The sequence below is a fragment of the Citrobacter sp. Marseille-Q3906 genome (assembly GCF_916618775.1).
Classification (GTDB): domain Bacteria; phylum Pseudomonadota; class Gammaproteobacteria; order Enterobacterales; family Enterobacteriaceae; genus Citrobacter; species Citrobacter murliniae.
Genome location: NZ_CAKAKA010000002.1, coordinates 1979385 through 2002899, shown reverse-complemented (window position 1 = coordinate 2002899; position 23515 = coordinate 1979385). Strand labels below are relative to the sequence as shown.

At 50.5% G+C, this 23515-nt stretch carries 21 protein-coding genes; 17 read left to right on the top strand and 4 right to left on the bottom strand.

What is annotated here, in order from left to right:
- Positions 1-4: 4 nt before the first annotated feature.
- Entirely contained in the window at positions 5-1426 is a 1422-nt protein-coding gene (locus LG384_RS13805) for an MFS transporter (protein ID WP_225761089.1), read from the bottom strand.
- A 125-nt stretch (positions 1427-1551) separates the two neighbouring features.
- Here LG384_RS13805 and LG384_RS13800 point away from each other — a divergent pair, with 125 nt between their 5' ends.
- Positions 1552-1803, top strand: coding sequence for a DUF2766 family protein (locus LG384_RS13800; RefSeq protein ID WP_045444231.1), 252 nt, complete (start codon positions 1552-1554; stop codon positions 1801-1803).
- Positions 1804-1942: 139 nt separating this feature from the next.
- On the opposite strand, the gene LG384_RS13795 is transcribed toward LG384_RS13800, so the two are convergent.
- The gene (locus LG384_RS13795; protein ID WP_045444228.1) at positions 1943-2446 is read right to left on the bottom strand and encodes a non-heme ferritin-like protein; all 504 of its coding nucleotides are present in this window, start codon (positions 2444-2446) and stop codon (positions 1943-1945) included.
- Between the two features lie 554 nt (positions 2447-3000).
- Here LG384_RS13795 and LG384_RS13790 point away from each other — a divergent pair.
- The 6 genes from LG384_RS13790 to otsA all read left to right on the top strand — a co-directional run bounded on the left by LG384_RS13790 (position 3001) and on the right by otsA (position 9858).
- Positions 3001-3558, top strand: a complete 558-nt coding sequence (locus tag LG384_RS13790) for a DJ-1/PfpI family protein (protein ID WP_045444225.1) — start codon at positions 3001-3003, stop codon at positions 3556-3558.
- A gap of 317 nt (positions 3559-3875) precedes the next feature.
- The gene (locus tag LG384_RS13785; protein WP_045444221.1) at positions 3876-4865 is read left to right on the top strand and encodes an arabinose ABC transporter substrate-binding protein; all 990 of its coding nucleotides are present in this window, start codon (positions 3876-3878) and stop codon (positions 4863-4865) included.
- 104 nt (positions 4866-4969) lie between these two features.
- Positions 4970-6484, top strand: a complete 1515-nt coding sequence (gene araG / locus LG384_RS13780) for an L-arabinose ABC transporter ATP-binding protein AraG (protein WP_225761088.1) — start codon at positions 4970-4972, stop codon at positions 6482-6484.
- Positions 6485-6498: 14 nt separating this feature from the next.
- Positions 6499-7485, top strand: a complete 987-nt coding sequence (araH, locus tag LG384_RS13775; RefSeq protein WP_045444215.1) for an arabinose ABC transporter permease AraH — start codon at positions 6499-6501, stop codon at positions 7483-7485.
- 176 nt (positions 7486-7661) lie between these two features.
- The gene (otsB, locus tag LG384_RS13770) at positions 7662-8465 is read left to right on the top strand and encodes a trehalose-phosphatase (protein ID WP_200012827.1); all 804 of its coding nucleotides are present in this window, start codon (positions 7662-7664) and stop codon (positions 8463-8465) included.
- A complete protein-coding gene (gene otsA, locus LG384_RS13765) occupies positions 8440-9858 on the top strand; it encodes an alpha,alpha-trehalose-phosphate synthase (RefSeq protein WP_045444208.1) in 1419 nt (472 codons plus the stop codon). The genes otsB and otsA overlap by 26 nt, the downstream gene beginning before the upstream one ends.
- A 17-nt stretch (positions 9859-9875) precedes the next feature.
- Here the strand turns inward: otsA and uspC are convergent, their stop codons facing one another.
- A complete protein-coding gene (uspC, locus tag LG384_RS13760; protein WP_045444205.1) occupies positions 9876-10304 on the bottom strand; it encodes a universal stress protein UspC in 429 nt (142 codons plus the stop codon).
- A 791-nt stretch (positions 10305-11095) separates the two neighbouring features.
- On the opposite strand from uspC, the gene flhD reads away from it, so the two are divergent.
- From flhD to cheW, 6 genes are all read left to right on the top strand, one after another.
- Positions 11096-11437, top strand: a complete 342-nt coding sequence (gene flhD, locus LG384_RS13755; RefSeq protein ID WP_003034622.1) for a flagellar transcriptional regulator FlhD — start codon at positions 11096-11098, stop codon at positions 11435-11437.
- 2 nt (positions 11438-11439) lie between these two features.
- Positions 11440-12018 carry a flagellar transcriptional regulator FlhC gene (gene flhC, locus LG384_RS13750; protein WP_045449675.1) on the top strand — a complete coding sequence of 193 codons (579 nt, stop codon included), beginning with the start codon at positions 11440-11442 and terminating at the stop codon, positions 12016-12018.
- Between the two features lie 125 nt (positions 12019-12143).
- Positions 12144-13031 carry a flagellar motor stator protein MotA gene (motA, locus tag LG384_RS13745; RefSeq protein ID WP_045444201.1) on the top strand — a complete coding sequence of 296 codons (888 nt, stop codon included), beginning with the start codon at positions 12144-12146 and terminating at the stop codon, positions 13029-13031.
- The gene (gene motB, locus LG384_RS13740) at positions 13028-13957 is read left to right on the top strand and encodes a flagellar motor protein MotB (RefSeq protein ID WP_045444198.1); all 930 of its coding nucleotides are present in this window, start codon (positions 13028-13030) and stop codon (positions 13955-13957) included. Before motA ends, motB begins: the two co-directional genes overlap by 4 nt.
- Positions 13958-13967: 10 nt before the next feature.
- Positions 13968-16001 (top strand): chemotaxis protein CheA, encoded by a 2034-nt coding sequence (cheA, locus tag LG384_RS13735; protein ID WP_200012867.1) that lies wholly within the window; start codon positions 13968-13970, stop codon positions 15999-16001.
- Between the two features lie 21 nt (positions 16002-16022).
- A complete protein-coding gene (gene cheW, locus LG384_RS13730) occupies positions 16023-16526 on the top strand; it encodes a chemotaxis protein CheW (protein ID WP_045444189.1) in 504 nt (167 codons plus the stop codon).
- 71 nt (positions 16527-16597) lie between these two features.
- Here the strand turns inward: cheW and LG384_RS13725 are convergent, their stop codons facing one another.
- The gene (locus tag LG384_RS13725; protein ID WP_045444186.1) at positions 16598-17857 is read right to left on the bottom strand and encodes a dicarboxylate/amino acid:cation symporter; all 1260 of its coding nucleotides are present in this window, start codon (positions 17855-17857) and stop codon (positions 16598-16600) included.
- Between the two features lie 404 nt (positions 17858-18261).
- Between LG384_RS13725 and tar the strand changes: the two genes are divergently transcribed.
- Genes tar through cheB form a run of 4 tightly spaced genes read left to right on the top strand, consistent with a single transcriptional unit; the run spans position 18262 to position 23500 of the window.
- A complete protein-coding gene (gene tar / locus LG384_RS13720) occupies positions 18262-19923 on the top strand; it encodes a methyl-accepting chemotaxis protein II (protein WP_225761087.1) in 1662 nt (553 codons plus the stop codon).
- Positions 19924-19966: 43 nt separating this feature from the next.
- Positions 19967-21568: a methyl-accepting chemotaxis protein IV gene (gene tap, locus LG384_RS13715; RefSeq protein ID WP_048221253.1), complete on the top strand. Its 1602-nt coding sequence runs from the start codon at positions 19967-19969 to the stop codon at positions 21566-21568.
- A gap of 19 nt (positions 21569-21587) precedes the next feature.
- On the top strand, positions 21588-22454 hold the full coding sequence (cheR, locus tag LG384_RS13710; protein WP_045444179.1) for a protein-glutamate O-methyltransferase CheR: 867 nt from the start codon (positions 21588-21590) through the stop codon (positions 22452-22454).
- Positions 22451-23500 carry a protein-glutamate methylesterase/protein glutamine deamidase gene (gene cheB, locus LG384_RS13705; protein ID WP_045444175.1) on the top strand — a complete coding sequence of 350 codons (1050 nt, stop codon included), beginning with the start codon at positions 22451-22453 and terminating at the stop codon, positions 23498-23500. Before cheR ends, cheB begins: the two co-directional genes overlap by 4 nt.
- Positions 23501-23515 lie beyond the last annotated feature (15 nt).

Genomic DNA, 23515 nt, shown 5'->3' with positions numbered 1-23515 from the left:
GGGCTTAACGATTTTTGTTTGATACCGCGCTTCCTGCATCGCGGGTCAGACGCAATGTATCAACCATACCAATCAGGCAAATGATGGCGATAGCCACAAATGCCAGACGAAAACTGATCCCCGGAATATTGTCCAGCGCCAACCATTCACTGATTTTATCGCCAATTCGGATCCCGATAGCCGCCAGTGATATCCCCAACCCTACCGCTAATTGTGTTGCCGTACTAAACAACGTATTGGCATAGCTCATCTGTGGTGCAGGGACATCCGCGAAGGCAAGCGTGCTGACGCCGGTAAACTGTATCGAGCGGAAAACGCCGCCCAGATATAGCACCAGTAAAATCACCCATACCGGAGTTTGTGGAGTAATAAGTGCGCAGGCCAGCAGCGCCAGAACATTCAGAGCTCCGTTAATCAACAGCAGTTTCTTAAAGCCCAGCCAGCGTATCAATGGTGTGGTGACTGGTTTAATCGTCAGGTTTCCCACAAACACTGCCAGCACCAGGGATCCGGCATGAAAGGCGTTCATGCCAAAGCCGACCTGAAACATTAACGGCAGCAGAAAAGGTACGGCGCTGATAGATGCACGAAACAGTGAGCCGCCGTACATCGTGACGCGGAATGTAGGTACCTGCATAGCCTCCAGACGAATCATCGGCCAGGCGGCATGATGAAAGTGGCGCAGAGCGAATATGAAGGTGGCAATCCCGAGAGTGAGCAGCCCGGCGGTGAGCCAACCCTGAGGCTGTTGTGAACCCAGTAACTCCATGGCGTACACCAGACTGACCATAGCGACAGACATTGCCATAAAACCGGGGAAGTCAAACGGACGGCGCTCGTCGTCATGAATATCCGGAATAATACGTAACGCAAGAGCTATCGCCAGCAGTCCCAACGGTACATTGATAAAAAAGATCCAGCGCCAGTTGGCATAGCTGGTGATAAACCCGCCGAGCGGCGGGCCGATGATCGGGGCAACCAGTGCAGGCCAGGTCAGAGTGGCAATGGCGGTGATTAATTGATGCTTTGGCGTTGTACGCAGGACGGCGAGACGACCGACCGGAACCATCAGTGCGCCGCCCACACCCTGTAATATACGCATCGCCACAAAGCCTTCGAGGCTGGTGGATAATCCGCAAAAGACGGATGCGATGGTAAATATTGCCAGCGCCAGGGTAAATACCTTACGTGCGCCAAAACGATCGGCTATCCAGCCGCTGGCGGGGATCAGGACCGCCAGCGTAATCAAATAGGCACTGATGCCGATGTTCAGGTCAACCGCCTGCACACCAAAGCTTTTTGCCATATCGGGCAGGGCGGTGGCAATGACCGTGCCATCGATAAATTCCATAAAGAAGGCCCCGGCAACGAGCAGTGCTGCCGGCGAAAGGCCACGTAATTTCTCAACCGCTAAATGTTCACTCATGTCGTGCTTGCCATCTCAAAGAAATTGACTGTTTTTTTTATTTTCAGCGCAGCTACACTGCTTGCACCGCTATCGTTTCGACAGCTGAATGGGTACTATGACGACCTTTCTATAAGGAGCTCACTATGTCCCAAACACTGAATGCCGATCAGGAACTGCTCTCGGATGTTGTTGCCTGCCAACTGGTTATCAAGCAAATTCTGGATATCATTGATGTCATTGCCCCGGTTGAAGTCCGGGAGAAAATGTCCAGCCAGCTTAAAAACATCGATTTTTCCAGTCACCCGGCGGGTGCCGATCCGGTGACTATGCGTGCAATTCAAAAAGCGGTTGCATTGATCGAACTGAAATTCACTCCGCAGAATGAGTCTCACTAAAATAAACCGTTGTTTCAGGTTTTAGAAAGGTTTTTTTGCGCCTCCCGGAACGGGAGGCGTGAACGTATAGATGACCGAGTGTAAGCCGGGTAAGGTGAATCGCATCACCATCCGGCATGAAAGCAGAGTGAATCAAAGATTAGTGCTGCTGGTAGTTAACGACATTTAGCAGGTGCTTATCCATTTGCGCCATACACAGGCCTGCCTGTTTGGCGCTACGAACTTCATCGAGAATCGTTTGTAACAGCATGCCATCCTGTTGCTGCTCTTTTTCCAGATCGTTCAGAAAATCAATGGTAGGGGCATCGTTCAATGCTTCAGCTTCGATCGCTAAGCGCGACAGCGTGCTGGAGCGCTGCTGATATTCATCAAGCGTTTTTTGAAACAACTCTTCAAGGGATGTCAGCTCATCTCCGGGAACATCGATGGCTTTCACGATAGGATTAGCGCCTGCTTTTTTCATAAAATTAAACACCCGCATCATTTGCGTCACGTTCGCCTGCGCCTGAGTACGCAGAAACGTTGCGGTGCCTGTCAGGCTATGCTCATAGCACCATTCACTAAAGTGAAGGTAGAGATTCGATGCGTAAAACTCAAGATTCATTTGCGCGTTGAGTTTGTGAACAATTCCAACTGCAGCCATATCAATATCCTTATTTCCAGAAAGAAAGCTGTACGTTACTAACGGCAGTACAACGGGCTGTCGCTGCACTTCACATCAACGTACAAGTCATACTGTTAGCAGAATAATTCCGTTCCGCCGGTCCTTTAGGTGACCAAAGAGTGATCTCTTTACCGATAACAAATAATCATAACGCCAGCCTGGTCATAAGAAAATCCTTAAAACTACATATTTATATTTTTTTACATATCGTCATAAAAATATTTGTGCATCTGTCGCCGCAGCATAGTGGGGTGTGGTTAACTAATTGATGTATCAGTAATTAATTGCGAATAAAAATAATGAAATGCTATTTCATGTCACAAAAATAAATTCTACAACAAGATAATCTGGTTCTACAGGCGATTTTCAATCATTACGCTAATGGAATTTTTCTGTTCTCAGCGACGCTGATGGAAATTATCTGGTGGTTAATTTTATGCGTCAGATCAGTTTTAACGAATTTAATTACTCTGACGGCATAAATAATTCGGTATTTGTTGTGGTGTTTATGTGGGTTAAACGAGGAGTTGTATATGAAGAAGGTTGCGGTACTGCTGGCTCCCGGTTTTGAAGAGGCTGAAGCCATTGTTACCATCGATATTTTGCGTCGTCTTAATATCGATGTTGAGACCCTGGCCTGCGCCGAGTCTCGAGCGGTAGTGAGCTATCACGATATCCCGATGGTGACCGACAGTACTCTGATGGCCCGACTGGAGACCGTTTATGACGCAGTTGTGCTGCCAGGCGGTCCACAGGGAAGCGTTAACCTTGCTGCCAGTGATGCGGTAGTCCAGTTTGTTGCTCGTCATGATGAAGCCGGGAAACTTATCTGCCCGGTTTGTTCTGCCGCAGCCCGGGTGCTGGGCGGTAACGGTTTGTTGAAAGGACGCCGCTATGTGTGCTCTGGTGAACTGTGGGCAAATGTTACTGACGGGGAATATGTTGATGCGCCCGTCGTGGAAGATGGGAATCTTCTCAGTGGTAAAGGTTTAGGGCATATTTTTGATTTTGCTTTCACGCTCTCAGCTCGTCTGTTAGATGATGACGCTTCTGTTCGCGATCACGCCGAACACATTTATTACGCATGGTAATCTCTGGATCCCCGAATGCTTCGGTATTCGGGAACAAGGATTCGCTGGCTGATGTTATGGATTAATCTGCTACTCCTTATTATTCCCTTCAGAAATGCAGCGCTTTTTTATGTCATTTCCCACTGAATTTATGTACGCAATTACTGTAATTCTGTGGTGTGATGCCGCTCTCTTATGGAGAATCAATTTCCCGCTACAACTACTCTCAGCACTGGCGTTGATCTTATCAATCAAAGTAATGCCTTGTTTTATGTCTGAATTACAAAAAATCGTTTGATTTTACCCTACATAAAAGAACGTTAAAGCTGGAGTTAACCATGCACAAATTCACTAAAGCGCTGGCGGCCATCGGTCTGGCTGCCGTTATGTCACAATCCGCTATCGCTGAATCCATGAAGCTCGGTTTCCTGGTGAAACAACCGGAGGAACCCTGGTTCCAGACAGAATGGAATTTTGCGGATAAAGCCGGTAAAGATCTTGGCTTTGAGGTAATTAAAATTGCTGTCCCGGACGGTGAAAAAACCCTTAATGCTATCGACAGCCTGGCGGCAAGTGGCGCAAAAGGGTTCGTGATTTGTACCCCTGACCCGAAACTTGGGCCAGCCATTATGGCCAAGGCACGTGGCTATGATATGAAAGTCATCGCTGTGGATGACCAGTTCGCCAACGCCAAAGGTAAGCCAATGGATACGGTACCGTTGGTAATGATGGCGGCAACAAAAATTGGTGAGCGTCAGGGACAGGAGTTGTACAACGAAATGCAGAAACGCGGCTGGGATGTGAAATCTTCTGCCGTGATGGCCATTACCGCTAACGAACTGGATACCGCACGTCGTCGTACTTCCGGATCAATGGAAGCACTCAAAGCTGCGGGCTTCCCGGAAAAACAGATCTACCAGGTTCCGACCAAATCCAATGATATCCCAGGCGCATTCGACGCCGCCAACTCCATGCTGGTTCAGCACCCAGAGGTTAAACACTGGCTGATTGTCGGTATGAACGACAACACCGTACTGGGTGGCGTTCGTGCTACTGAGGGACAAGGCTTTAAAGCTCCGAACGTGATTGGTATCGGCATTAACGGCGTTGATGCGATTAGTGAACTCTCCAAGGGTGAAGCGACCGGGTTCTATGGTTCACTGCTGCCAAGCCCGGACGTCCACGGCTATAAATCCAGCGAGATGCTCTACAACTGGGTGACTAAAGGCGCAGAACCCCCGGTCTTCACCGAAGTCACGGATGTGGTGTTGATCACCCGCGAAAACTTCAAAGAAGAACTGGCGAAGAAAGGGCTGGGCGGTAAGTAACACGACAATTGTGAAACGTCTGTCCGACCTGCTAACTCCAGGTCGGACAAGGCAACGCCGCCATCCGGCAACAGGTTAGAACGATACTGACTCACGGAGACGTTATGCAACAGTCTACCCCGTATCTCTCATTTCGTGGCATTGGCAAAACCTTTCCTGGCGTTAAGGCGCTAACGGATATCAGCTTTGACTGCTATGCCGGTCAGGTGCATGCCCTGATGGGTGAAAATGGCGCCGGGAAATCAACATTATTAAAAATTCTCAGCGGTAACTATGCGCCAACGACGGGTTCTTTGGTGATCCGCGGACAGGAGGTTTCCTTTGCGGATACAACCACCGCGCTGAACGCCGGTGTCGCCATAATTTATCAGGAGCTGCATCTGGTGCCGGAAATGACCGTCGCCGAGAACATCTATTTAGGCCAGCTTCCGCACAAGGGTGGAATTGTTAATCGCTCGCTACTGAACTACGAAGCGGGTCTGCAGTTAAAACATTTAGGGATGGATATCGATCCGTCCACCCCATTGAAATATCTCTCTATTGGTCAGTGGCAAATGGTGGAGATTGCGAAAGCGTTGGCGCGCAATGCCAAAATTATCGCCTTTGATGAACCAACCAGCTCCCTTTCCGCCAGGGAGATTGAGAATCTGTTTCGCGTCATTCGTGAACTGCGTAATGAGGGGCGCGTCATTCTGTATGTTTCGCACCGAATGGAAGAGATTTTCGCCCTCAGTGATGCCATCACCGTGTTTAAAGATGGTCAGTACGTTAAAACCTTTACAGATATGCAGCAGGTTGATCACGAGGCGCTGGTACAGGCAATGGTGGGGCGTGACCTCGGAGATATCTACGGCTGGAAATCCAGACCTTATGGTGCAGAACGTCTGCGTCTGCATGAGGTGAAGGCGCCCGGTGTACGTACGCCGATCAGTTTATCAGTACGCAGTGGCGAAATCGTCGGGTTGTTCGGGCTGGTTGGAGCCGGACGTAGCGAACTGATGAAAGGGCTGTTTGGAGGGACGCGGATCACCGCCGGTCAGGTATTTATTGATGAAAAGTCAATCAACATCCGTAAACCCAGCCACGCTATCGAGGCGGGGATGATGCTGTGTCCTGAGGATCGAAAAGCCGAAGGGATTATTCCTGTGCATTCGGTACGTAACAACATCAATATCAGCGCGCGTCGTAAACATGTACTTGGTGGTTGCCTGATCAACAACAACTGGGAAGAAACGAATGCCGACCACCATATTCGCGCACTGAACATTAAAACGCCGGGTGCAGAGCAATTAATCATGAACCTTTCCGGCGGTAATCAGCAGAAGGCCATTCTGGGGCGTTGGTTATCGGAAGAGATGAAAGTGATTCTGCTCGACGAACCTACGCGCGGCATTGATGTGGGGGCGAAACATGAGATTTATAACGTGATCTATGCGCTGGCGGCGCGCGGCGTTGCCGTGCTGTTTGCGTCCAGTGACCTACCGGAGGTTCTCGGTGTCGCCGACCGTATCGTAGTGATGAGGGAAGGGGAGATTGCGGGGGTGTTACTTCATGAACAGGCGGATGAACGGCAGGCGCTAAGCCTTGCTATGCCTAAAGTCAGCCAGGCTGTAGCCTGAATAAGGAGAGTATAATGTCTTCGGTTTCTACATCGGGTTCTGGCGCATCAAAATCGGCGCTAAATCTTGGCAGAATTTGGGATCAATATGGGATGCTGGTGGTTTTCGCCGCATTGTTCCTGGTTTGCGCCATCTTCGTACCTAACTTTGCCACTTTTATTAATATGAAGGGGCTGGGGCTGGCTGTTTCCATGTCGGGTATGGTCGCCTGCGGGATGCTGTTTTGCCTGGCATCTGGTGACTTTGACCTCTCGGTCGCTTCGGTAATTGCCTGCGCCGGGGTTACAACCGCTGTGGTCATCAATATGACGGAAAGCCTGTGGATTGGCGTTGCTGCAGGACTGTTGTTAGGCGTTCTGTGCGGCCTGGTGAATGGGTTCGTAATTGCACGTTTAAAAATTAATGCGCTGATCACCACGCTTGCAACTATGCAGATTGTTCGCGGTCTGGCCTACATTATCTCCGACGGTAAAGCGGTAGGGATTGAAGATGAGCGCTTCTTTGCACTCGGCTATGCCAACTGGTTAGGGTTGCCGGCACCCATCTGGCTGACGGTAGGCTGCTTTATTATTTTTGGCCTACTGCTGAATAAAACCACCTTTGGACGTAATACGCTGGCAATTGGTGGTAATGAGGAGGCTGCGCGTCTGGCCGGGGTTCCGGTAGTACGCACCAAGATAATTATCTTTATTCTTTCCGGCCTGGTATCCGCCGTTGCGGGGATTATTCTGGCATCGCGCATGACCAGCGGCCAGCCAATGACCTCTATCGGTTATGAGCTTATTGTGATTTCAGCCTGTGTTTTAGGGGGCGTTTCACTCAAAGGCGGCATCGGAAAAATCTCATATGTAGTCGCCGGGGTGCTGATTCTTGGAACCGTTGAAAACGCGATGAACCTGCTGAACATTTCTCCGTTTGCACAATATGTGGTTCGAGGCTTAATCCTGCTGGCGGCGGTGATCTTCGACCGTTACAAACAAAAAGCGAAGCGTACTGTTTGATAATTTCATTGCCAACTTTTTAGTCTAGCTTCTCCTCATCGCCAGCCGCTATACCGGCTGGCGATTGTTTTTCCAAATGGCGAGCCTGGTCACACTGTCTATACTTATATCCGTCATACATCACATATACGGCGCGATCCGCGCGTCGCACAGACAATGATGAGGAGGAGATTCGGGTGACAGCATCGCTAACCGTAACCCCTGAGCTATCTGCAAACTGTGCTTATTTTTTCGATCTTGATGGAACCCTGGCAGAGATTAAACCGCATCCTGATCAGGTAGTTGTCCCTAAGACAGTCCTGCATTTGTTACATCGCCTGGCGGCGCAAAATGCGGGAGCACTGGCATTGATTTCAGGGCGCTCAATGGCTGAGCTTGACGTACTCACTACTCCCTTTCGCTTTCCGCTTGCCGGAGTGCATGGGGCAGAACGCCGCGACATCAATGGCCATGCCCATATTGTGAGTCTACCTCAGGATGTTGAACGTGAAATTGGTGTGCTACTAAATGCGGCGATGGCAGAACTGCCAGGCACCACGCTTGAAGCAAAAGGCATGGCTTTTGCCCTGCATTATCGACAGGCTCCTGAGCATGAGGCGGCGCTGTTGGCACTGGCTCAGCACATCATCCATAAATGGCCGCAGCTTGCGCTACAGCCTGGGAAATGCGTCGTGGAGATTAAACCAAAAGGTACGAATAAAGGAGAAGCTATAGATGCATTTATGCAGGAAGCCCCTTTTGCCGGAAGAGTACCCGTTTTTATTGGTGATGACCTGACGGATGAGGCCGGTTTTAGAGTAGTGAACCGCGCCGGCGGTATTTCCGTAAAGGTGGGAAGCGGGGTGACTCAGGCGACATGGCGTCTGGCAGGCGTAACAGATGTTTGGCGCTGGCTGGAGCAAATCAACTGTCCGCAGCAAGAACAAAAAACAACGAATGACAGGAGAGATAGCTATGAGCCGTTTAGTCGTAGTATCTAATCGAATTGCCTCACCGGATGATAAAGGGAACGCAGGTGGTCTTGCAGTCGGTGTACTGGGCGCTCTTAAGGCCGCAGGCGGGCTATGGTTTGGCTGGAGCGGTGAAACAGGCAATGAAGATAAACCGCTAAAAAAAGTTACCCGCGGCAATATTACCTGGGCATCGTTTAATCTGAGCGAACAGGATTACGAAGAGTATTACTGTCAGTTTTCGAACGCCGTTTTATGGCCTGCATTTCACTACCGGCTGGATCTGGTGCAGTTTCAGCGTCCTGCATGGGAAGGCTATCAGCGGGTGAATGCCTTACTGGTTGATAAACTGCTGCCACTGCTTAGTGATGACGACATCATCTGGGTTCACGACTACCATTTACTCCCGTTTGCCAGTGAACTGCGTAAGCGTGGTGTGAATAACCGTATTGGTTTTTTCCTGCATATTCCTTTTCCGACGCCGGAAATTTTCACCGCGCTACCGCCACACAAAGTATTGCTTGAGCAGTTGTGTGATTTTGATTTACTCGGATTCCAGACCGAAAATGATCGTCAGGCTTTTCTCGATTGTCTGAGCGCTCAAACCAGAGTGACCACACGCGACAAACATCACCATGCCTGGAATAAAGCGTTTCGCACTGAGGTGTATCCTATCGGTATTGCGCCGGATGAAATCGCCAAACAGGCGGCAGGGCCGCTTCCGCCGAAAATGGCGCAGTTAAAGGCTGAATTAAAGAATGTGAAGAATATATTTTCCGTCGAGCGGCTGGATTACTCCAAAGGCCTGCCGGAGCGATTTCAGGCCTATGAGTCTTTGTTAGAAAATTACCCTCAGCACCACGGTAAGATTCGTTATACACAGATAGCGCCGACATCGCGCGAAGAAGTTCAGGCTTATCAGGATATTCGTCATCAGCTAGAGACCGAAGCCGGGCGAATTAACGGCAAATATGGTCAACTGGGCTGGACGCCTCTCTACTACCTGAACCAGTACTTTGACCGCAAATTGCTGATGAAGATTTTCCGTTACTCGGATGTTGGGCTGGTTACGCCATTACGGGACGGCATGAATCTGGTGGCAAAAGAGTTTGTCGCCGCACAGGATCCTGCCAATCCCGGCGTACTGGTGTTATCACAGTTTGCCGGGGCGGCGAATGAGCTGGCCTCCGCGCTGATCGTTAACCCTTACGATCGGGATGACGTTGCCAGCGCGTTGAACAGAGCGTTAATCATGCCGCTTGATGAGCGTATTTCGCGTCACGCCGGGATGCTGGAGACGATTGTCAAAAACGATATCGACAACTGGCAGGCCAGTTTTATTCGTGACCTAAAAAAGGTCGCGCCACGTCATGCTGAAAGCCAGCCGCACGACAACGTGGCCTCATTGCCCAAACTGGCCTGAAATCCGATGCTCGGTGATTAGTCACCCGCCAGCGGAACCAGCAGCACATCCACCTGACTTGCGCTGACAACGCTTTTCGCTGAGCAGGATGCTCGCGAAAAGAAGCTCTGGTTATGGTTGCCATAAATGACAAGATCGACAGCGTGCTTGCGGCACACGTCGAGAATATGTTCGTTCAGTGCCCCATAGGTGATGAAGGTGTTCTCAATGGGGTACTGAGCCTCTTTACTGAGCTTATCAATAAAATCCTGTGTCTCTTCTTGCATCACTTCACGAAGGTCTTCCAGCATTGGTGCAGCGAATTGATTATACAGTTCAGGGTCCGAGACAAGGGTTATCAGGCTAATACGGGCATTGACAGGGCGAGCGATAGAAACGGCCTTCGCTAACAGCTGGTGGCTTTCGGGGGTGGCTGCAACAGCGACAAGAATGTGCGCATAGCTCATAACTCGCTCCTTTATATAAGAATTATGAGAGAACTTTCATGTTTACTCGGGTTAGCTCAATACTGCATCGTTTCACCTGACAATAGTGTGAATGCCATCATGATTATTCATTAATTATTCTTATAAATAGAATAATCACGTCAAATGAGCCTGAAATGCATTCAGGTGATTTAAGTGAAATCAACTGCTAATGAAAACAATGTGTTAATAAAAATTAAACATTAATTAACATTTAAGATGTCGTCACCATGCGGTATTAATTAATTGACCTTAATATTTAAGTTGTTGTTTATAAAGCATTTAATGAAATAACGTTTCATAGTGAATAAGTTATTCAGCATGTTATTTCAGTGCGTGATATTAACGCAGGTAAATAAGATGCTATTCGGTTTCATTGCAATAATATTCGTACGCATGGAATTGAAATGAAGAACGATAGTTCAAAAAACAAGCAAAGTAAAAGCCACGCTGATGGATTTATGTTAATCCTTTAGCTGCTTTATGTGATCTGTGTCACATATTCTTTAAATTCGCAGCATCGCTCCGTTGTATGTGTAACGGGTGGCGGGTAGAGTTGCGTCGAATTAGGAAAAATCTTAGACATTTGTAAGAATTGATGTGAGCTTGTAAGGAACGCGGCCTTCTTAAAAGGGAATGTTTACACAACGCGTAAGTGCCGTAACGCTGCTATGTATTTGACCTTTTGTTTTTTTTTACCGGGCCTTCCCGGCGACATCACGGGGTGCGGTTTTACCGCATAAAAATCATGTTGGTTATTATGGATGCAAATAATGCATACATCCGAGTTGCTGAAACACATTTATGACATCAATTTGTCATATTTATTGCTTGCACAGCGTTTGATCGTTCAGGATAAAGCATCCGCGATGTTCCGCCTTGGTATCAGCGAAGAGATGGCGGACACGTTGGCAACACTAACACTTCCTCAAATGGTCAAACTGGCTGAAACAAATCAACTGGTATGTCATTTCCGTTTCGATGATCACCAAACTGTTACTCGACTGACGCAAGATTCTCGCGTTGACGATCTTCAGCAAATTCACACCGGTATCATGCTTTCAACGCGTCTGTTAAGCGACATTGATGATGCGGCGCGTAAGAAAAGGGCTTGATGATGAGCGAAAAAAGCATTGTTCAGGAAGCGCGTGATATCCAGCTAGCGATGGAATTAATCACATTGGGCGCCCGTTTGCAAATGCTGGAAAGCGAAACGCAGTTAAGCCGTGGCCGACTCATTAAGCTCTACAAAGAATTACGCGGTAGCCCTCCGCCAAAAGGGATGCTCCCTTTCTCAACCGACTGGTTTATGACGTGGGAGCAAAATATACATGCTTCTATGTTTTGCAACGCCTGGCAGTTTCTTCTTAAAACGGGTCTGTGCAGCGGCGTGGATGCCGTAATTAAAGCCTACCGTTTATATCTTGAACAGTGTCCGCAGCCTGAGGAAGGACCCTTGCTGGCGTTAACACGCGCGTGGACTCTTGTGCGCTTTGTCGACAGTGGCTTGCTGGAACTGTCCACCTGCAACTGCTGCGGCGGGAATTTTATTACTCACGCGCATCAACCAGTGGGCAGCTTTGCATGTAGTTTATGCCAGCCGCCATCGCGGGCCGTAAAAAGACGTAAACTTTCCCAGAATGCTGCCGATATTATTCCACAACTGCTGGATGAACAGATCGAACAGGCTGTTTAACTGATACGGTGTGGATAAACACTCCAGCAGCGGTAAGAGATTACCGCTGCTTTTTTTTGTCCTGACCTCTGAGTTAACTGCCCGACTGCGCATCCTGTCATAGTCAATTGCGAAAGGATGATGTCGTGCTTATCTTATTAGGTTACCTGGTTGTTATTGGTACAGTTTTCGGCGGTTATATGATGACCGGCGGACACCTTGGGGCACTCTATCAACCGGCTGAGCTGGTGATCATCGGTGGTGCGGGTATTGGGGCATTCATCGTCGGCAATAACGGCAAAGCCATCAAAGGGACGATGAAAGCGATCCCGTTGCTTTTTCGTCGCTCGAAATACACCAAAGCCATGTATATGGATCTGCTGGCACTGCTTTATCGCCTGATGGCCAAGTCTCGTCAGCAGGGCATGTTCTCGCTCGAGCGTGATATTGAAAACCCAAAAGAAAGTGAAATTTTCGCCAGTTATCCGCGCATCCTCGCGGATGCCATCATGCTTGATTTTATCGTCGATTACCTGCGCCTGATTATCAGCGGCAATATGAATACGTTTGAAATTGAAGCCCTGATGGACGAAGAAATTGAGACTCATGAGAGTGAAGCTGAAGTCCCGGCCAACAGCCTGGCGATGGTCGGTGATTCTTTACCCGCATTCGGTATCGTGGCGGCAGTTATGGGCGTTGTGCATGCACTTGCCTCAGCCGATCGTCCGGCGGCTGAACTGGGTGCGCTGATTGCGCACGCCATGGTAGGAACCTTCCTCGGTATTTTACTGGCCTATGGATTCATTTCTCCGCTTGCCAGCGTACTGCGCCAGAAGAGTGCTGAAACGACCAAAATGATGCAGTGCGTGAAGATCACTCTGCTCTCAAACCTGAATGGCTATGCCCCTCCTATTGCCGTCGAATTTGGTCGTAAAACGCTGTATTCCAGTGAGCGTCCTTCGTTTATCGAACTGGAAGAACATGTTCGTGCGGTGAGAAACCCGACTCCGCAGCAAACGACCGAGGACGCATGAAAAATCAGGCCCATCCTATTATCGTCGTAAAACGACGAAAACATAAAAATCACGGCGGTGGGGCGCATGGTTCATGGAAAATTGCCTACGCCGATTTTATGACTGCGATGATGGCCTTCTTTCTGGTGATGTGGCTGATTTCCATTTCCAGCCCGAAAGAGTTGATCCAGATTGCAGAGTATTTTCGTACCCCTCTGGCCACTGCGGTGACCGGTGGAAATCGTATTTCGAATAGCCAAAGCCCAATACCTGGCGGCGGGGACGATTACACCCAGCAACAGGGTGAAGTGAATAAGCAGCCGAATATCGATGACCTGAGAAAGCGCATGGAGCAGAGTCGCTTGAGTAAATTACGCGGTGATCTGGACCAGTTAATCGAGTCCGATCCTAAACTGCGAGCGCTACGTCCGCATTTGAAGATTGATTTAGTTCAGGAAGGGCTGCGGATTCAGATTATCGACAGCCAGAACCGCCCGATGTTTAAGACTGGCAGCGCCGAGGTTGAGCCTTACATGCGCGATATCCTGCGAGCCATTGCACCTGTCCTGAATGGGATCCCTAACCGCATCAGTCTCTCCGGCCATACGGATGATTATCCTTATGCCAACGGTGAGAAAGGGTACAGCAACTGGGAGTTGTCTGCCGATCGCGCCAATGCATCGCGTCGCGAGCTGGTCAGCGGAGGCCTGGACACGGGAAAAGTATTACGGGTGGTAGGCATGGCCGCCACGATGCGTCTGAGCGATCGCGGTCCTGAGGACGCCATCAACCGCCGTATAAGTCTGCTGGTACTCAATAAGCAGGCGGAAGAGGCCATTTTGCATGAAAACGCTGAAAGCCAGAATGAGCCGGTAAGTGTATTACAACAGCCTGCGGCAATGCCGTCGGCAAGCGTTCCCACATCGCCACCAGCCAATCCGAGGTGATAGCGTGAGCATGGATATTAGCGATTTTTATCAGACCTTTTTTGATGAAGCTGACGAACTGTTGGCCGACATGGAGCAGCACCTGCTTGATTTGGTTCCTGAAGCCCCGGATTCCGAACAACTGAATGCCATTTTTCGTGCAGCGCACTCGATTAAAGGCGGCGCGGGCACCTTCGGCTTTACTATTTTGCAGGAAACGACCCATTTAATGGAAAACCTGCTGGATGAAGCGCGGCGTGGCGAGATGCAGCTCAATGCCGACATTATCAACCTGTTTTTGGAAACGAAAGATATTATGCAGGAACAGCTCGACGCCTATAAAAACTCAGAGGAGCCGGATGCCGCCAGCTTTGAGTACATTTGTAATGCGTTACGACAGTTAGCGCTCGAAGCCAAAGGCGAAACCGCACCGGCGGTCGTCAACTCCGCCAAACTGAGCGTTGTTGACAGTGCGGCGATGCAGGAAGAGGCGATGGCACCAGACGCCCCGACAGCAGGTGAAGAGGTCAAAAAACGTATTGTTCTCTCGCGTCTGAAAGCCAGTGAAGTAGATTTACTGGAAGAGGAACTGGGGAATCTGGCGACCTTGACGGATGTGGTAAAGGGAAGCGATTCGCTGTCGGCAACGCTCGATGGTGACCTCGCAGAAGATGACATTATCGCCGTGCTCTGCTTCGTGATCGAAGCCGATCAGATTGAATTTGAAACCGTCACTTCAGCACCTGCTGAAGCGGAAGTTGCAGCGGTTGCCGTCGTCGACGAGCCGCAGCCGGTTGCCCCGGTGCCAGCGGTTAAAGCGGCCGCCAGTGAACCGCAACATGGACGTGCGGAACGTGAAAAACCTGCTCGTGCGAGTGAGTCAACCAGCATTCGCGTAGCGGTAGAGAAAGTCGATCAGTTGATTAACCTGGTCGGTGAATTGGTGATTACGCAGTCGATGCTGGCCCAACGTTCTAACGAATTGGATCCGGTAAATCACGGCGATCTCATCACCAGCATGGGTCAGTTACAACGTAACGCCCGCGATTTGCAAGAATCGGTGATGTCGATTCGTATGATGCCTATGGAGTACGTCTTCAGCCGTTTCCCTCGTCTGGTTCGCGATCTGGCGGGCAAACTGGGTAAACAGGTCGAGCTGACGCAGATTGGTAGCTCTACTGAACTCGACAAGAGTCTGATTGAGCGCATTATCGATCCGCTGACGCACCTGGTGCGTAACAGCCTTGATCACGGTATTGAACTGCCGGAAAAACGCCTCGAGTCCGGGAAAAGTCCGATCGGTAATTTGACGCTTTCTGCTGAACACCAGGGCGGGAATATCTGTATTGAAGTTACCGACGACGGCGCAGGCTTGAACCGTGAGCGTATCCTGGCGAAAGCTATCTCCCAGGGGATGCCGATCCACGACAACATGAGCGATGACGAAGTCGGCATGCTGATCTTCGCGCCTGGTTTCTCGACCGCCGAACAGGTAACGGATGTTTCCGGCCGTGGTGTCGGTATGGATGTGGTGAAGCGTAATATCCAGGAGATGGGAGGACATGTTGAGATCCAGTCAAAACAAGGCCAAGGTACGACTATCAGGATTTTGCTGCCGCTAACGCTGGCTATCCTTGATGGCATGTCCGTCCGCGTGGCGGATGAGGTGTTTATTCTGCCGCTGAATGCCGTCATGGAATCACTGCAACCCCGCGAAGAAGATCTCCATCCGCTGGCCGGGGGAGAACGTGTTCTGGAAGTGCGCGGCGAATATCTACCGCTGGTTGAGTTGTGGAAAGTCTTTGAAGTCGAAGGTGCAAAAACCGAAGCGACTCAGGGCATCGTGGTGATTTTGCAAAGCGCGGGGCGTCGATACGCGCTGTTGGTTGATCAGTTAATTGGTCAACACCAGGTGGTGGTAAAAAACCTGGAAAGCAACTACCGCAAAGTGCCTGGCATCTCTGCTGCAACGATCCTCGGCGACGGTAGTGTCGCGCTGATTGTCGATGTTTCTGCATTGCAGGGGTTAAACCGCGAACAACGTGTGGCGATCACAGCCGCCTGATTGAGTAAGAAAGGGAATAATATGACCGGTATGAGTAATGTAACTAAACTGGCCGGCGAACCGTCAGGTCAGGAATTCCTCGTGTTCACGCTGGGGGATGAAGAGTACGGTATCGATATCCTGAAAGTGCAGGAAATTCGTGGCTACGATCAGGTCACGCGTATCGCCAATACACCTTCTTTTATTAAAGGGGTCACTAACCTGCGCGGTGTGATTGTGCCGATCGTTGACCTGCGTGTGAAGTTCAGCCAGAGCGATGTTGATTACAACGAGAACACCGTAGTGATTGTACTGAATCTGGGACAACGTGTGGTGGGTATTGTGGTTGATGGTGTTTCTGATGTGTTGTCGCTGACTACAGATCAAATCCGTCCTGCGCCGGAATTTGCGGTCACGCTGTCAACGGAATACCTGACCGGACTGGGCGCGCTGGGCGATCGGATGCTGATTCTGGTAAATATTGAGAAGTTGCTTAACAGCGAAGAGATGGCGTTGTTGGATATTGCGGCTAATCACGTGGCATAAATAAAGCCGGAACACAGTGGCATATTTCAAAGGGCCGGGTAAGCGTTAGCGATACCCGGCTTTTTTACACCTTACACTTTCTGCTCAACCAGCTCGGGTTCTTCCTGTAGTAAACCTTCATCCTTCGCCAGCATTGCCGTAGCGATCCCGTTGCCTAAAACGTTAATCGCCGAACGTCCCATATCGAGGAAGTGGTCAATACCCATCAGTAACAGGATCCCTGCAACCGGAATATTGAAGTTCGGAATGGTCGCAGCCAGTACCACCAGCGCTGAGCGTGGCACACCTGCAATCCCTTTTGAAGCCAACATCAGCGTTAGCATCAGTACGGTAATTTCCGCGAATGAGAGGTGGATGTTATAGGCCTGAGCGATAAACATTGAGGCAAATGAGCAATACACCATCGAGCCGACCAGGTTAAACGAATAGCCGATGGGTAGCACAAACGACACAATATTGCGGGAGCAGCCAAACGTCGTTAACTGTTCCAGTGTTTTCGGATAGGCTGCCTCTGAGCTGCTGGTAGTGAAGGCGACTAACACCGGATCTTTCAGCATGCTGACCAGCCGGAACACCTCTTTCTTCAGCACGATATAACCTACAGCCAGCAATACCAGACAGGTCAGCAGGATGGCGACGTAATAGCCGCCAATAAATGAGGCGTAGTTGAGCAGAATACCCAATCCCTGCGTGGCAATGACGGAAGAGATAGCGGCGAAGATAGCCAGCGGCGCGACGTACATAACATAACCCGTCACCTTCAACATAATGTGGGAAACCACGTCCAGCGCAGCGACCAGCGGCGCGTTAAATTTCTCACCCAGCGATGCCCCACCGATACCGAAGAACATTGAGAACACGACGATTTGCAGGATCTCATTGTTTGCCATGGCGTCGGCAATGCTGGTTGGGATGGTATGAGACAGAAAACCTTTCAGGCTCATACCACCGACGGCCAGACCGGTATCCGTTGCTTCCAGCGGAATCGCCAGGTTCAGCCCGCTTCCCGGTTGCTCAAGGGAGACAACGAAAAGGCCTACCAGAATAGACAGTACAGAGGAACTGATAAACCAGATCATCGCTTTACCGCCAACGCGCCCAATAGTCGACGTTTCTCCCAGGCGCATGATACCGACAGTCAGCGTGCTAAAGACTAAAGGTGCGATGACCATTTTAATCAGCCGCAAGAAGATGTCGGTAAGCAGTGTAATATTATCAGCCCAGGTGGTAACGACACCTGGGGAGGCATAGGAGTGGATCACCGCGCCCGACAGGATCCCCGCCAGCATGAAGATCACGATAAACAACGTGAGTTTGTTTGCACTTGCCACTAAAAAGCCCTCTCAGGATTTAACATTTATTGTTCGGTTACTCATTTTTTATACTTATTAAGTGGTAACGAAATATTCATCATATAAATTGAATTAAAGCGTACTCGGATACAACTTTTTTTAATTTTTTATCCATTTTGTTGTGGTATTTGAGGCGTGATTATGTGATCGAAATCACATAGTGGCATTCAGTGATGGTCAGTTAGTCGTCGTAATAACCGTTTTCTCGTGTTATACACATGATAATTATGGTGTTTATTTGTTGGCGATTTGTGGCGTCAGCACGTTAATGTCTTCACATCAGCCTCAGCCGTTCATTTCCCCCAGGTTTTCCTTTTCGCAAACGTAAAGTTATCTCAGTGAGTGCCGATAACGTTGATAACTCGTTTTCAGGAAGGTGCCTTATGTTTAACCGTATCCGCGTTGTAACAATGCTGATGATGGTGCTGGGGGTTTTCGCACTGCTACAGCTTGTTTCCGGTGGTCTGTTGTTCTCGTCATTGCAACAGAACCAGCAAAGTTTTGTTATTTCAAACGATCTTCGACAGCAGCAAAGTGAACTCACCTCAACATGGGACTTAATGCTGCAAACGCGCATTAACCTGAGCCGTTCATCGGCGCGCATGATGATGGACGCATCTAATCAGCAGAGCAGCGCGAAAAACGATCTGCTGAAGAATGCGAAAGGCACATTGGCGCAAGCAGAAGCGCATTACGCAAACTTTAAAAACATCACTCCTTTGCCTGATATGGCAGAAGCCAGCGGCAACGTTGATGAGAAATATCAGCAGTATCATGCGGCGTTAGTGGAGCTGGTTCAGTTCCTGGAAAGCGGCAATATGGATGCATATTTCGCTCAGCCTACTCAGGGGATGCAAAACGCCCTCGGTGAAGCGTTAGGAAAATATGCCAGCGTTAGCGAAAAACTCTACCTGCATGCTTTTGATGAAAGCGCACGGGATTACCACTTTGCCCAGTGGCAGCTCGGTATTCTGGCCGTGGTACTGGTGCTGATTCTGGTGGTGGTCTGGTACGGCATACGTCATACCTTGCTCAACCCGTTGTCCCGCGTTATTGCCCATATTCGTGAGATTGCCAGCGGTAATTTAACAACATCGCTGACCGTCAGCGGGCGTAATGAAATCGGCGAACTGGCAAGCACAGTCGATCATATGCAGCGTTCGCTGATTGAAACGGTAACGCTGGTGCGTGAAGGATCCGATGCGATTTATTCCGGCACCAGTGAAATTGCCAGTGGCAACACTGACCTTTCATCCCGTACTGAGCAGCAGGCTTCTGCGCTGGAAGAAACCGCAGCCAGCATGGAGCAGCTTACGGCAACTGTTAAGCAAAACGCGGATAACGCGCGTCAGGCATCTCAACTGGCGAAAAGCGCCTCCGATACGGCCCAACATGGCGGCAAAGTGGTTGATGGTGTGGTTAACACCATGCACGAAATAGCCGACAGTTCGAAGAAAATTGCCGACATCATCAGCGTCATTGACGGTATCGCATTCCAGACCAACATTCTTGCGTTGAACGCAGCGGTAGAAGCCGCCCGTGCAGGTGAGCAGGGCCGTGGTTTTGCGGTGGTGGCGGGAGAAGTGCGTAACCTGGCGAGCCGTAGCGCGCAGGCGGCGAAAGAGATTAAAGCCTTAATTGAAGATTCTGTCTCGCGGGTCGATACCGGTTCTGTTCTGGTAGAAAGCGCCGGAGAAACCATGAATGACATCGTCAATGCAGTGACGCGCGTCACTGACATTATGGGTGAAATTGCTTCGGCTTCTGATGAACAAAGTCGCGGGATAGACCAGGTTGCGCTTGCCGTATCTGAGATGGACCGCGTGACGCAACAGAACGCCTCGCTGGTGCAGGAGTCCGCCGCCGCTGCAGCAGCACTGGAAGAACAGGCCAGTCGCTTAACCCAGTCCGTATCAACCTTCCGCCTGGCATCACGTCCAGTGTCGGCTAAATTGCGTGATACCCGGCCTTCTGCAACAACGGCTCCGGCGTCGCATCCGCGACAGACGGCTACCGAACAAGACACTAATTGGGAAACATTTTGACTGATAGTTGAACTGCGGCCCGCGCCGCCTGATGGGAGCGTTGATGTTTAATCGTATTCGAATTTCGACCACGCTGTTTTTGATTTTAATCCTCTGCGGTGTTTTGCAGATTGGCAGTAATGGCTTGTCTTTCTGGGCATTTCGGGACGGTTTTCAGAGTCTCAATCAGGTCGAACAGAGTAATCAGCAACGCGCTGCGTTGGCGCAAACCCGCGCTGTGTTATTACAGGCCAGTACAGCGTTAAACAAGGCCGGGACGCTGACTGCTCTTAGCTATCCGCCAGAGGAGATTAAAGCGCTGATGATCCTTGCGCGAGATAGCCTGGCGCAGTCTGGATTGCTGTTTAAACGTTTTATGGCGACGACTCAGAATGCGGGAGAAGGGAACGCGCTACAAAACGCGACGGAGAAAAGTTTCATCCAGTGGCATAGCGATCTGGAGCATCAGGCGACCTGGCTTGAAAGTAATCAGTTGTCAGATTTTTTGACTGCGCCAGTGCAGGCGTCTCAGGACGATTTTGATAAGAACGTTAATGCATGGCAGAGCAACATTGACCGTGTTTTGCAGACGGCAGGGGAACATAGCCAGCGTAATTACCATATGTCGGCGGTGATTTTCGCCAGCATGCTGGTGCTGGCAGTACTGTTAACAACCGCGGGATTGTTCTGGTCACGCAAAATGATTGTGCAGCCGCTGGCTATTATTGGTAGTCATTTCGACAGCATCGCGGCGGGGAACCTCGCACGACCGGTTGCGGTGTATGGCCGTAATGAAATATCAGCTATTTTTGCCAGCCTGAAGTCGATGCAACAGGCGCTGCGCACAACGGTGAATGATGTTCGCCAGGGCAGTTCCGCGATGCATACCGGGATCTCGGAGATAGCGATGGGCAATAACGATTTGTCTTCGCGTACCGAGCAGCAGGCTGCATCGCTGGCACAAACAGCAGCCAGTATGGAACAGCTTACCGCCACCGTTGGACAGAATGCCGATAATGCGCGCCAGGCATCCGGAATAGCGAAAAGTGCCGCAGACACTGCGCACAAAGGCGGTGAACAGACGGCTAAAGTCGCCAGTACGATGCATGAGATTACAGCCAGTTCGCAAAAGATAGGCGATATTATCGGCGTGATTGACAGCATTGCTTTTCAGACCAACATTCTGGCACTCAACGCCGCAGTAGAAGCCGCCCGTGCAGGTGAACAGGGGCGTGGCTTTGCCGTGGTGGCTGGGGAAGTTCGTAATCTGGCCAGCCGCAGCGCGCAGGCTGCGAAAGAAATCAAAGGACTGATTGAGGAGTCCGTCACCCGTGTGCATCAGGGATCGCAACTGGTGGATATGGCGGCGCGCACTATGACAGAGATTGTCAGCTCGGTTACCCGGGTTAACGACATTATGGGGGAGATTGCCTCGGCCTCCGATGAACAACGTAGAGGAATTGAGCAGGTGGCGCAGGCCGTCAGCCAAATGGACTCGGTGACGCAGCAAAACGCCGGACTGGTCGAAGAGGCAGCCGCTGCTACCGGGCAACTGGCCGATCAGGCCGATCATCTCTCAGCTTGCGTCGCGTTTTTTAAGCTTGAAGAGCAAACCGTAGTACAACGAGAACTGGCGCAGCCAAAGGTTGTACCTGTTGTATCCTGAATGTGATTGAGAAGGCGCTATGACATCATCTCTGCCCTCCGGGCAAACGTCATTATTGTTACAGATGACACAGCGCCTCGCGCTGTCTGACGCGCATTTTCGTCGGATATGTCAATTAATCTACCAGCGCGCGGGGATCGTGTTGGCCGACCACAAGCGGGACATGGTTTATAACCGCCTGGTTCGTCGGTTACGTACCCTGGAACTGGATGATTTTGGTCGTTATCTCAGCATGCTGGAAGCTAACCAGAACAGTGCTGAGTGGCAGGCCTTTATTAACTCCCTGACCACCAATCTGACCGCTTTTTTTCGCGAAGGGCATCATTTTCCGGTGCTGTCTGACCACGCTCGTCGACGCAACGGTGAATACCGCGTCTGGAGCGCGGCGGCGTCTACAGGGGAAGAACCCTACAGTATTGCAATTACGCTGGCTGATACCTTAGGTATGGCGCCGGGGCGCTGGCGCGTTTTTGCCAGCGATATTGATACTGAAGTGCTGGAAAAGGCCAGAAACGGAATTTATCGCCTTGATGAACTGAAAACCCTGTCGCCACAGCAGCTGCAGCGTTATTTCATGCGCGGTACCGGGCCACATGAAGGACTGGTCCGTGTACGACAAGAACTGGCGAGTCATGTTGAGTTTTCCAGTGTGAATTTGTTGGATAAAAAATACAACGTGCCCGGTCCATTCGACGCCATATTTTGTCGTAACGTCATGATCTATTTTGATAAAACGACTCAACAGGACATTTTGCACCGTTTTGTTCCACTCCTTAAACCTGACGGACTGTTATTTGCCGGTCATTCAGAAAACTTTAGCAACCTCGTGCGCGAGTTTAGCCTGCGCGGACAGACGGTGTATGCGCTAGGTAAGGATAAAGCATGAGTAAAATCAGGGTATTGTCGGTCGATGACTCCGCATTGATGCGTCAAATCATGACCGAGATTATTAACAGCCACAGTGATATGGAAATGGTCGCAACTGCGCCGGATCCGCTGGTAGCCCGGGATTTGATCAAAAAATTCAATCCCGATGTCCTGACCCTGGATGTGGAAATGCCGCGCATGGACGGTCTCGATTTTCTCGAGAAACTCATGCGTTTGCGTCCGATGCCGGTGGTGATGGTCTCTTCTTTGACCGGAAAAGGCTCTGAAGTGACGCTGCGGGCGCTGGAGCTGGGTGCTATTGATTTTGTCACCAAGCCACAGTTGGGGATCCGTGAAGGGATGCTGGCCTATAGCGAGATGATTGCGGAGAAAGTTCGTACCGCATCGCGCGCGCGTCTGGCGGCGCATAAGCCGATTTCTGCACCGGCGACGCTGAAAGCTGTGCCGCTGCTCAGTTCTGAAAAACTGATCGCCATTGGCGCATCGACCGGGGGAACGGAAGCTATACGCCATGTACTGCAACCACTGCCGCTTTCCAGTCCGGCGGTGATTATCACGCAGCATATGCCGCCTGGGTTTACCCGGTCGTTTGCCGAACGTCTGAACAAGTTGTGTCAGATCAGCGTGAAAGAGGCAGAAGACGGGGAGCGCGTCTTACCCGGGCATGCGTATATCGCACCTGGCGACAAACATATGGAGCTGGCCCGCAGCGGGGCCAACTATCAGATCAAAATTCATGATGGCCCGCCGGTGAACCGGCACCGGCCTTCTGTGGATGTGCTGTTTCATTCGGTAGCAAAACACGCGGGGCGCAATGCCGTGGGAGTGATCCTCACGGGGATGGGTAACGATGGCGCAGCCGGAATGTTAGCGATGCACCAGGCTGGCGCCTGGACTATCGCGCAAAACGAAGCAAGTTGTGTGGTGTTCGGCATGCCGCGCGAGGCCATCAATATGGGTGGCGTGAGCGAAGTGGTCGATCTTAGCCAGGTAAGCCAGCAGATGCTGGCGAAAATCAGTGCCGGACAGGCAATACGTATTTAATGAGGAGCAGTATTT

Bases quoted from the DNA above. Each gene is read 5' to 3' on its own strand.
- LG384_RS13805 (WP_225761089.1), bottom strand. From the start codon at position 1,426: ATGAGTGAACATTTAGCGGTTGAGAAATTACGTGGCCTTTCGCCGGCA.
- otsA (WP_045444208.1), top strand. From the start codon at position 8,440: ATGAGCCGTTTAGTCGTAGTATCTAATCGAATTGCCTCACCGGATGAT.
- motB (WP_045444198.1), top strand. From the start codon at position 13,028: ATGAAAAATCAGGCCCATCCTATTATCGTCGTAAAACGACGAAAACAT.
- tap (WP_048221253.1), top strand. From the start codon at position 19,967: ATGTTTAATCGTATTCGAATTTCGACCACGCTGTTTTTGATTTTAATC.
- cheR (WP_045444179.1), top strand. From the start codon at position 21,588: ATGACATCATCTCTGCCCTCCGGGCAAACGTCATTATTGTTACAGATG.
- cheB (WP_045444175.1), top strand. From the start codon at position 22,451: ATGAGTAAAATCAGGGTATTGTCGGTCGATGACTCCGCATTGATGCGT.
- araH (WP_045444215.1), top strand. From the start codon at position 6,499: ATGTCTTCGGTTTCTACATCGGGTTCTGGCGCATCAAAATCGGCGCTA.
- LG384_RS13790 (WP_045444225.1), top strand. From the start codon at position 3,001: ATGAAGAAGGTTGCGGTACTGCTGGCTCCCGGTTTTGAAGAGGCTGAA.
- flhC (WP_045449675.1), top strand. From the start codon at position 11,440: ATGAGCGAAAAAAGCATTGTTCAGGAAGCGCGTGATATCCAGCTAGCG.
- cheW (WP_045444189.1), top strand. From the start codon at position 16,023: ATGACCGGTATGAGTAATGTAACTAAACTGGCCGGCGAACCGTCAGGT.
- tar (WP_225761087.1), top strand. From the start codon at position 18,262: ATGTTTAACCGTATCCGCGTTGTAACAATGCTGATGATGGTGCTGGGG.
- cheA (WP_200012867.1), top strand. From the start codon at position 13,968: ATGGATATTAGCGATTTTTATCAGACCTTTTTTGATGAAGCTGACGAA.
- LG384_RS13795 (WP_045444228.1), bottom strand. From the start codon at position 2,446: ATGGCTGCAGTTGGAATTGTTCACAAACTCAACGCGCAAATGAATCTT.
- flhD (WP_003034622.1), top strand. From the start codon at position 11,096: ATGCATACATCCGAGTTGCTGAAACACATTTATGACATCAATTTGTCA.
- LG384_RS13785 (WP_045444221.1), top strand. From the start codon at position 3,876: ATGCACAAATTCACTAAAGCGCTGGCGGCCATCGGTCTGGCTGCCGTT.
- araG (WP_225761088.1), top strand. From the start codon at position 4,970: ATGCAACAGTCTACCCCGTATCTCTCATTTCGTGGCATTGGCAAAACC.
- uspC (WP_045444205.1), bottom strand. From the start codon at position 10,304: ATGAGCTATGCGCACATTCTTGTCGCTGTTGCAGCCACCCCCGAAAGC.
- LG384_RS13800 (WP_045444231.1), top strand. From the start codon at position 1,552: ATGTCCCAAACACTGAATGCCGATCAGGAACTGCTCTCGGATGTTGTT.